The organism is Pseudolysinimonas sp. (genome assembly GCF_057350545.1).
The window spans coordinates 68,002-75,580 of the sequence record NZ_JBMRCP010000003.1 but is presented as its reverse complement, the minus strand read 5'-3'; the positions used below and the strand labels follow the sequence as shown (position 1 = coordinate 75,580).

Below are 7,579 nucleotides of genomic sequence, written 5' to 3'. Positions count from 1 at the left end.
TCCACGACCCGATCAACGAGTCGTTCGAGGCGAACATCGGCGGCGCGATGAACCTCTACGAGAATGTGCGCGCCTCGGGCGCGACGCCCTTGCGCAGCCCCTGCACGTAGCAGGTGGAGACGTGCACGACGCGCGGGTCGCCGCCCGAGGCGCGCACATTCTCGTAGAGGTTCATCGCGCCGCCGATGTTCGCCTCGAACGACTCGTTGATCGGGTCGTCGAACGACACGCTCGCGGCGCTGTGGATGACGAGGTCGACGTCCTTCGGAACCGTGAAGGCCGACGTGAGGCCGCCCTCGACGACCGTGATGCGGTTCTTCACCGCGTCGTCGATGCCTTTCTCGCCGACCTTCTCGCGCCAGGCGGCGAAGACGGGCTTCTTGAGCAGACCGCGTACGCGGTCTTCCGCCGTCGCGCCGCCCTTGACACGCACGAGGATGGAGACGGTCGTGCCGGGGTGGTCGCTGAGCAGACGCTCGAGCACCGCTTGCCCGACGAAGCCGGTCGCTCCGGTCAGGAAGACCTTGGCGGTGCCGAGGTCGAGGGTCGCCTTCTTGGGGGTCACGGAACCAGTCTCGCAGCCACGACGGGGCCGAGGGGAGCCAGGCCCGGCAGAGCGGCGACCGCGGAGGACAACTCGGCGGCGCGCGCGGCGCCGCTCTCGCCCCCGAAGACGGTGGTCTCGAAGAACGTGCGCTCGTCGGCGGGGCGCTCGGTGGCGCCCACCGGCCAGGCGGTCTGCTTCACCGTCTTCGCGGTCAGGCTGCGTGCGCGCGCCGACTCCTCGAGGCGGCGGTGCGCCTCCTCGGCGAGGAAGACGATGTGGCGGTCCTTGATCTCGAGCACCATCGAGACGACGGGGTGCAGCTCGCCGGAGAGTTCGTCGAGGCGGGGGTAGGCGGCACTCGTCACCCACTCGTCGATGAGTCCGATGGTCACGTGCGCGGCGACGAGCTTCGGTCCGGCGATGTTGCCGGCGATCGCGCGCAGCACGGGCCCGCGGCGGTCGGCCCGCTCGACGCGCGACTTGCGAAGCATGCCGTCCGGGGAATCGATCGGATGCCCGCTCGCCTCGAGCACGGCGGTGAGGGCATCCGCGATCCAGAACTTCTCGAACGCCCACGTGGTGAGGAAGGCCGTGACGCGCGCATCCTTGTGCGTCGCGGTCACGAGGAGGTTGCGCATGCGGTGCATCGTCGAGCTCTCGAGATCACGCAGCACGCGCAGCAGCCGGGCGGTGTCGTCGTCGACGTCGGCAGCCGTGAGCCTCGAGAGATCCATCTCCGAACGGTGGCTGCCGCGGGCGGTGCGCGCGAACTCGCGGACGTCGAAAGTCATCGGGGAAGCCCTCTCGGTGGTCGAGCAGCGGGGCGGGCGCGTGTCGAGACCCGACCCGCGCGCCACTCGGAACTGGCCCGCCACGTATCGTATTGCACATGGGTATCGCTCTCGTCACGGGAGGGACGTCGGGCATCGGCGCCACCTTCGCCCGGCAATTGGCCGCGCGCGGCGACGACATCGTGCTCGTCGCCCGCGACAGGACGCGTCTCGACGAGATGGCACATGAACTGCGCGGCATGGGTCGCGAGGTCGAAGTGCTGCCCGCCGACCTCGCGAAGCGCGCCGACGTCGCGAAGGTCGTGATGCGGCTCGAGGACGCGCAGCGCCCGATCGACGTGCTCGTGAACAATGCCGGATTCGGCATGCATACCCGCGGCTCCGACGCCGACTCGACGGGTCATGACCTGGCCTTCGAGGTCATGGTGCGGGCCGTGCGCGAACTCGCCGCCGCCGGAGCCCGCGGGATGCGGGCGCGCGGCCGCGGTCGCATCATCAACGTGTCGAGCACCGCCGGGTTCATCACGATGGCGAGCGGGTACTCGGCCGTGAAGGCGTGGGTGACGGTCTTCAGCGAAGGTCTCTCGAACGAGCTGCACAAGACCGGGGTCACGGTCACGGCGCTGTGCCCGGGCTGGGTGCACACCGAGTTCCACGACCGCGCCGGGATCTCGAAGGGCGGGATCCCCTCCTGGATGTGGCTCGACTCCGAATCCCTCGTGCGATCGGCGTTGCGGGACGCCGATCGCGGCAAGGTCATCTCCATACCGAGCGTTCGGTACAAGGTGCTCATGTGGTTGGTGCGTCACCTCCCGCGCAGCACGGTGCGGGCGATCTCCCGTGCCATCTCGTCGAGCCGCAGCAGTACTGTTGCCGAGTGACCGACGCCGGCCGCGGGTAAGGGGAAGTCGATGTCCGCGAACACCGATCGCTTCACGTCACGAGCACGTGCCGCCGCGCGCTTCGTCGCGCAGCGCGGCATCCTGAAGCCCGTCGCCTGGTCGACGGTCGACGTCGAGGTGCACGGCCGTAAGCAGCTCAAGGGCGTCGGCAAGGCGTTCATCGCGATCGCCAACCACTCGAGCCATCTCGACGCTCCGCTCATCATGGGATCGCTGCCGCGTCGGATGGCTCGCTATCTGGCCGCCGGCGCGGCCGCCGACTACTTCTTCGACGTCTGGTGGCGTCGCGGTCTCACCGGTCTCTTCTTCAACGCGTTCCCCGTCGACCGCTCCGGCGTCGACCCGCGGGGCGTCAGCGCGAAGGTGCTCCTGCAGAAGGGAGTGCCGCTGCTCGTCTTCCCCGAGGGCACGCGCGCCAAGGACTACCGCAGGCTCGGCCACTTCAAGCCCGGGGCCGCCGCGCTCTCCGCGGCGACCGGGGTGCCGTGCATCCCGATCGCGCTCGTGGGCGCAGGCCGCGCGCATCCCCGGGGAGGCAAGTGGCCCAAGCCCGGGCGTCTGCCGGTCGCGGTCGTCTACGGTGCGCCGATGTACGCTCGCGAGGGCGAGGTGCCGTCCGAGTTCATGGCCCGGATCAAGGCCGAGATCGAGCGGATGCTCGCCGAACACGGTCCGCGCGTGCTGGGCGCGGAGAACCCCTACGACTCCCCCGAAGGAGACAAGAAGTGACCGACGTCAAGCACATGAAGTGGTGGGGCTGGGGCAACGAGGGCACCGCCTTCCACTGGCAGGACAAGCCCGGCTTCGCCCCGTTCGTGCTCAAGGCCGTCGGGCTCGACCTCCACTCGGCGACCGCGGCGAAGGCGCCCTCGTTCGACGACATGACGATCCCGAAGCCGGTCGCCACCGCGGCGTTCCTGAAGACGCTGGGCGGGATCGTCGGCGCCGACGACGTGCGCACCGACGACATGGAGCGCGTCGTGCACGTCTACGGCAAGAGCTTCCGTGACATCGCCCGCATCCGCGCGAACAAGGTCTCCCGCTACCCCGACGTCGTGGTCTACCCCGACGACGAGGCCGAGGTGCAGCGCGTCGTCGACGCCGCCGTCGCCGCGAACGCCGTGCTGATCCCGTTCGGCGGCGGCAGCAACATCGCCGGATCGCTCGAGCCGCAGGCCGCCGAGAAGCGCACGATCGTCTCGCTCGACCTCGGACGCCTGAACAAGGTGCTCGACATCGACGAGGACTCGGGCACCGCCCGCATCCAGGCCGGCGCCCTGGGTCCCGACCTCGAGGCGCAGCTGCAGAAGAAGGGCTGGACGATCGGCCACTTCCCCGACTCGTTCAACCACTCGACGATCGGCGGCTGGGTCGCGACGCGCTCCTCGGGCATGCAGAGCGACCGCTTCGGCGACATCTCCCAGATCGCTCGCGGTCTGCGCGTCGCGCGGCCGGGCGGGACGCTCGTCCTCCGCTCGCTGCCGTCGACGTCGACGGGCCCGAGCGTGCGCGAGATGATCCTCGGTTCGGAGGGGCGCCTCGGCGTCATCACCGAGGTGACGGCTCAGGTGCGACGCAACGCCGAGGTGCGCGAGGTGCAGGCGTACTTCTTCCCCAACTTCGAGACCGGCCTCAAGGCGATGCAGGAGATCTCGGAGTCGGACGCGCATCCGTCGATCACGCGTGTCTCCGACGGCCGCGAGTCGGGCTTCTCGCTCGCGACGAGCAAGGCGCGCAAGGGCAAGGACAAGTTCCTCGCCGGCACCGTGCTGCCGCAGCTCATGAAGAGCAAGGGCTGGGCGAAGCAGCCCGGCGGCCTCGACAACATCGCGCTCTCGTTCATCGGCTTCGAGGGCACGAAGGCGGGCACGAAGTTCTCCAAGGACATCGTCGACAGGATCGTGAAGAAGCACAACGGCATGGGCGTCGGCACGGGCCCCGGCGTGCTCTACGACCAGAAGAAGTTCGACACCCCGTACCTGCGCGACTTCCTGCTCGACTTCGGCGCGGTCGGCGACGTCTCCGAGACGGCCGCTCCGTGGTCGAAGCTGCAGGCGGTTTACGACGGCGCCATGAAGGCGGCGGATGAGGCGTACGCCTCCGTCGGCATCAAGGGCTGGATCATGGCGCACATGTCGCACTCGTACCACTCGGGCGCGTGCCTCTACTTCACGTTCGCGTTCGTCGGCGGCAAGGACATGCTCGGCGAGTACGACGTCGTGAAGTCGGCCATCCAGCAGTCGTTCATCGACAACGGCGCGACCCTCTCGCACCACCACGGCGTCGGTGTCGAGCACTCCCCCTGGATGGAGCAGGACATCTCGGCGCAGGGCGTGCAGGTCATGGCCGGACTGTTCGCCGCGAACGACCCGAAGAGCAACTTCAACCCGGGCAAGATCCTCGGGGCGAAGCCGGAGAAGGTCGCCGCGGCGAAGGCCCCCGCGAAGGCGCCGACGCGCGCGAAGGCAGCCCCCGCGAAGGCGACCGCGGCGAAGACGACTCCGGCCAAGGCGGCGGCGAAGGCGACTCCGACCAAGGCCGCTGCGAAGACGACCGCTGCGAAGACGACGGCGCGCAAGCCCGCCGCCAAGAAGTCCTAGCCCACGCACCGAGAAGCCCCGGCACACGTGCGGTGTGCCGGGGCTTCTGCGTGGATCGACTCCCGGAGGGGGATCAGTCCTCGAACATGTTGTCGAGCGAGACGTCGATGCTGTCGAGCAGGTCGCTCACGTCGACACCGAGGTCGCTCGTGATGTCACCGACGCCGAGGTCGCTCGTGATGTCGCCGAGGCCCAGGTCGTTCGTGATGTCGCCGACGTCACCGTCGACGAGGTCGGACACGTTGAGGCCGGTCTCGTTGCCCGAGCCGATCGCGGTGTCGTTGCCCGAGCCGACGACGTTGCCGTTGCCGACCTCGTTGCCCGCGAGGATGCCGGACAGGATGTCGCCCGTGTGGACGTCACCGGTGCTCACCTCGGGGGCGACCACGACCGGCGACTCGTTCGAGAGGCCCAGGCTCTCGAGGATGCGGGTCTTCGTCTCGGTGGTGTCGGCCGACCAGGACTGCGTCATGTCGTCGGCCATCGCGGGAGCGGTGGCGCCGAGCACGAACGCGGTCGCAGCGGTGGCGCCGAGGATGCCGAGAGCGGTCTTCTTCTGGGTGTTCATGGGGGAACTCCTTCGTGATGTCCGCCGGCCGAGTCTTTCCCGGTCGACACGGGGGGTCCGGCGCGAGCCCCGCGAACGGATTGCCGCGACGCCCCCCGATCGGGGGCCGGCAACGCTTGACAGCGGGTGCGCGATCTGCAGCGCGTCACGCTCTCGCCCGAAATTCCGGGCGAGAGCGTGACCGGTTCGGCAACGCTGAAAAGTCACCGTGAGGCGCGCGGCGGGAGCGTGCTAGCGGGGCGGCTAACGTTGACGGAATGCCCGCACTGCACCTGAGCCCCGAGGTCGAGGAGGCGCTCGCCGCCGGTCGTCCGGTGGTCGCGCTCGAGTCGACGATCATCTCCCACGGGCTGCCCCGCCCCCGCAATCACGAGGCGGCGCTCGAGTTCGAGGCGATCCTGCGCGAGCGCGATGTCGTCCCCGCGACGATCGCCGTGCTCGACGGCGTGCCGCACGTCGGGCTCGATGCCGACGGAGTGCGCCGCATCGCGGAGGAGGACCTCGTCAAGGCGAGCGTGCGCGACCTACCCGTCCTCGCCGCCCTCGGGCGCTCGGGGGCGACCACGGTCGCCGCCACAGCCCGCCTCGCGGCGCTGGCCGGCATCCGGGTCTTTGCGACCGGCGGGCTCGGCGGGGTGCACCGCGGCGCGAACGAGACGTTCGACGAGTCGGCCGACCTGCCGACGCTCGCCGAGAACCCGGTCACGGTCGTCAGCGCGGGTGTGAAGAGCGTGCTCGACATCGCCGCCACCCTCGAGCGACTCGAGACACTGAGCATCCCCGTCGTCGGCTACGGCACCCGCGAGTTCCCGGCGTTCTGGCTGCGCGAGTCGGGATACCAGCTCGACGCCGCCGTCGACGGTCCGGAGCAGGTCGCCGCGATCATGCGGGCCCGCGACGAGTTGGGCGCGCGCCAGGGCATCGTCGTCGCCAACCCCGTGCCGCTCGACCAGCAGTGGGATCCCGCCGAGCACGATCGTGTGCTCGCGACCGCCTTCGCCGCCGCGGAGGCGGCCGGGGTGCGCGGCAAGGCCGTGACGCCGTTCCTGCTCGGCTACATCGTCGACGCGTCGGGTGGCCGCAGCCTCGAGGTCAACCTCGACCTCGCACGCAACAACGTGCGCGTCGCGGCCGACATCGCCACGGCGTGGGTGGCGCTCGGCGGTCCGACGCCGGTCGGAGCCTGATGGCCGAGTTCACGCGGGCACGACGGCGGATCGTCGTCGTCGGCGACATCGTCAACGACATCGTCGTCGTCCCGCGCGGCGCGATGCGCACCGACACCGACACCGACGCGCGCATCCAACCGCGTCCGGGCGGCTCCGCCGCGAACACCGCCGCGTGGGCGGGCTCGGTCGGTGCGGCCGTCGACTTCGTCGGATCATGCGGTTCGGCCGACGCCGACCAGCACGCCGAGATCCTGCGTCAGTCGGGGGTGACCCCGCACCTGCACGTCGAACCCGGGATGCCGACGGGCGCGATCGTGCTGCTCGTCGAGGGTCAAAGCCGGTCGATGTTCACGGATCGCGGGGCGAACGCGGCGCTCCGCGCCGAGTCGCTCACCGACGCGATACTCGACGACGCCGGAGTGCTGCACGTGAGCGGTTACACGATCACGAAGGACAATTCGCGCGGCGCTCCGCTGAAGATGATCGCCCACGCGCGCCAACGCGACGTCGTCGTGTCGGTCGACCCGTCGTCGACCGGCTACCTCGCCGACTACGGTGTCGAACGCTTCCTCGACGACCTCGTCGACGTCGAGCTGCTCTTCCCCAACCTCGCCGAGGGCGAGCTCCTCACCGGCGAGACCGACCCCCTCCGCATCGGCGCCAAGCTGCTCGAGCGTTTCCCGCTCGTCGCCCTCAAGCGCGGCAAGCAGGGCGCCACGCTCTTCCGCCGAGAGCTCCCACCCTTCGAGGTCGCCGCCCCGCGCGTCGACAACTTCGTCGAACCGACCGGCGCGGGCGACGCCTTCGCCGCCGGCTTCCTCGCCCGCTGGGTCGTCGACCACGACGCCGAGGCCGCCACCCAGCAGGCCGTGAAAGTCGCCGCCCGAGCCGTCATGCTGATGGGCGGAAGACCTCCGGTCTGACTCGGGCACGGGCTCCGGAGGACTCGCGCGAGTCAAGAGCGGGGACCCCTACCCCGATTGACTCGCGCAAGCCCTCCGG

8 protein-coding genes are annotated in these 7,579 nt (G+C 70.0%); 5 read left to right on the top strand and 3 right to left on the bottom strand.

The window, feature by feature from the left end; translation table 11 throughout:
• Nucleotides 1-55 precede the first annotated feature (55 nt).
• A complete protein-coding gene (locus ACO1X9_RS00650; protein ID WP_486348899.1) occupies nucleotides 56-565 on the bottom strand; it encodes an SDR family oxidoreductase in 510 nt (169 codons plus the stop codon).
• Entirely contained in the window at nucleotides 562-1,338 is a 777-nt protein-coding gene (locus tag ACO1X9_RS00645) for a hypothetical protein (RefSeq protein ID WP_486348898.1), read from the bottom strand. The genes ACO1X9_RS00650 and ACO1X9_RS00645 overlap by 4 nt, the downstream gene beginning before the upstream one ends.
• A gap of 98 nt (nucleotides 1,339-1,436) precedes the next feature.
• Here ACO1X9_RS00645 and ACO1X9_RS00640 point away from each other — a divergent pair, with 98 nt between their 5' ends.
• Genes ACO1X9_RS00640 through ACO1X9_RS00630 form a run of 3 tightly spaced genes read left to right on the top strand, consistent with a single transcriptional unit; the run spans nucleotide 1,437 to nucleotide 4,840 of the window.
• On the top strand, nucleotides 1,437-2,219 hold the full coding sequence (locus tag ACO1X9_RS00640; RefSeq protein WP_486348897.1) for an SDR family NAD(P)-dependent oxidoreductase: 783 nt from the start codon (nucleotides 1,437-1,439) through the stop codon (nucleotides 2,217-2,219).
• A 30-nt stretch (nucleotides 2,220-2,249) separates the two neighbouring features.
• Nucleotides 2,250-2,969, top strand: coding sequence for a lysophospholipid acyltransferase family protein (locus ACO1X9_RS00635; RefSeq protein WP_486348896.1), 720 nt, complete (start codon nucleotides 2,250-2,252; stop codon nucleotides 2,967-2,969).
• The gene (locus ACO1X9_RS00630) at nucleotides 2,966-4,840 is read left to right on the top strand and encodes an FAD-binding oxidoreductase (protein ID WP_486348895.1); all 1,875 of its coding nucleotides are present in this window, start codon (nucleotides 2,966-2,968) and stop codon (nucleotides 4,838-4,840) included. The genes ACO1X9_RS00635 and ACO1X9_RS00630 overlap by 4 nt, the downstream gene beginning before the upstream one ends.
• Before the next feature lie 73 nt (nucleotides 4,841-4,913).
• Here the strand turns inward: ACO1X9_RS00630 and ACO1X9_RS00625 are convergent, their stop codons facing one another.
• Nucleotides 4,914-5,408 (bottom strand): hypothetical protein, encoded by a 495-nt coding sequence (locus ACO1X9_RS00625; protein ID WP_486348894.1) that lies wholly within the window; start codon nucleotides 5,406-5,408, stop codon nucleotides 4,914-4,916.
• A gap of 257 nt (nucleotides 5,409-5,665) precedes the next feature.
• On the opposite strand from ACO1X9_RS00625, the gene ACO1X9_RS00620 reads away from it, so the two are divergent.
• Both ACO1X9_RS00620 and ACO1X9_RS00615 read left to right on the top strand, forming a co-directional pair.
• Nucleotides 5,666-6,595: a pseudouridine-5'-phosphate glycosidase gene (locus tag ACO1X9_RS00620; protein ID WP_486348893.1), complete on the top strand. Its 930-nt coding sequence runs from the start codon at nucleotides 5,666-5,668 to the stop codon at nucleotides 6,593-6,595.
• Complete coding sequence (locus tag ACO1X9_RS00615; RefSeq protein ID WP_486348892.1) at nucleotides 6,595-7,500, top strand: carbohydrate kinase family protein; 906 nt, start codon at nucleotides 6,595-6,597, stop codon at nucleotides 7,498-7,500. Before ACO1X9_RS00620 ends, ACO1X9_RS00615 begins: the two co-directional genes overlap by 1 nt.
• Nucleotides 7,501-7,579 lie beyond the last annotated feature (79 nt).

Bases quoted from the DNA above. Each gene is read 5' to 3' on its own strand.
- ACO1X9_RS00640 (WP_486348897.1), top strand. From the start codon at position 1,437: ATGGGTATCGCTCTCGTCACGGGAGGGACGTCGGGCATCGGCGCCACC.
- ACO1X9_RS00615 (WP_486348892.1), top strand. From the start codon at position 6,595: ATGGCCGAGTTCACGCGGGCACGACGGCGGATCGTCGTCGTCGGCGAC.
- ACO1X9_RS00625 (WP_486348894.1), bottom strand. From the start codon at position 5,408: ATGAACACCCAGAAGAAGACCGCTCTCGGCATCCTCGGCGCCACCGCT.
- ACO1X9_RS00635 (WP_486348896.1), top strand. From the start codon at position 2,250: ATGTCCGCGAACACCGATCGCTTCACGTCACGAGCACGTGCCGCCGCG.
- ACO1X9_RS00645 (WP_486348898.1), bottom strand. From the start codon at position 1,338: ATGACTTTCGACGTCCGCGAGTTCGCGCGCACCGCCCGCGGCAGCCAC.
- ACO1X9_RS00620 (WP_486348893.1), top strand. From the start codon at position 5,666: ATGCCCGCACTGCACCTGAGCCCCGAGGTCGAGGAGGCGCTCGCCGCC.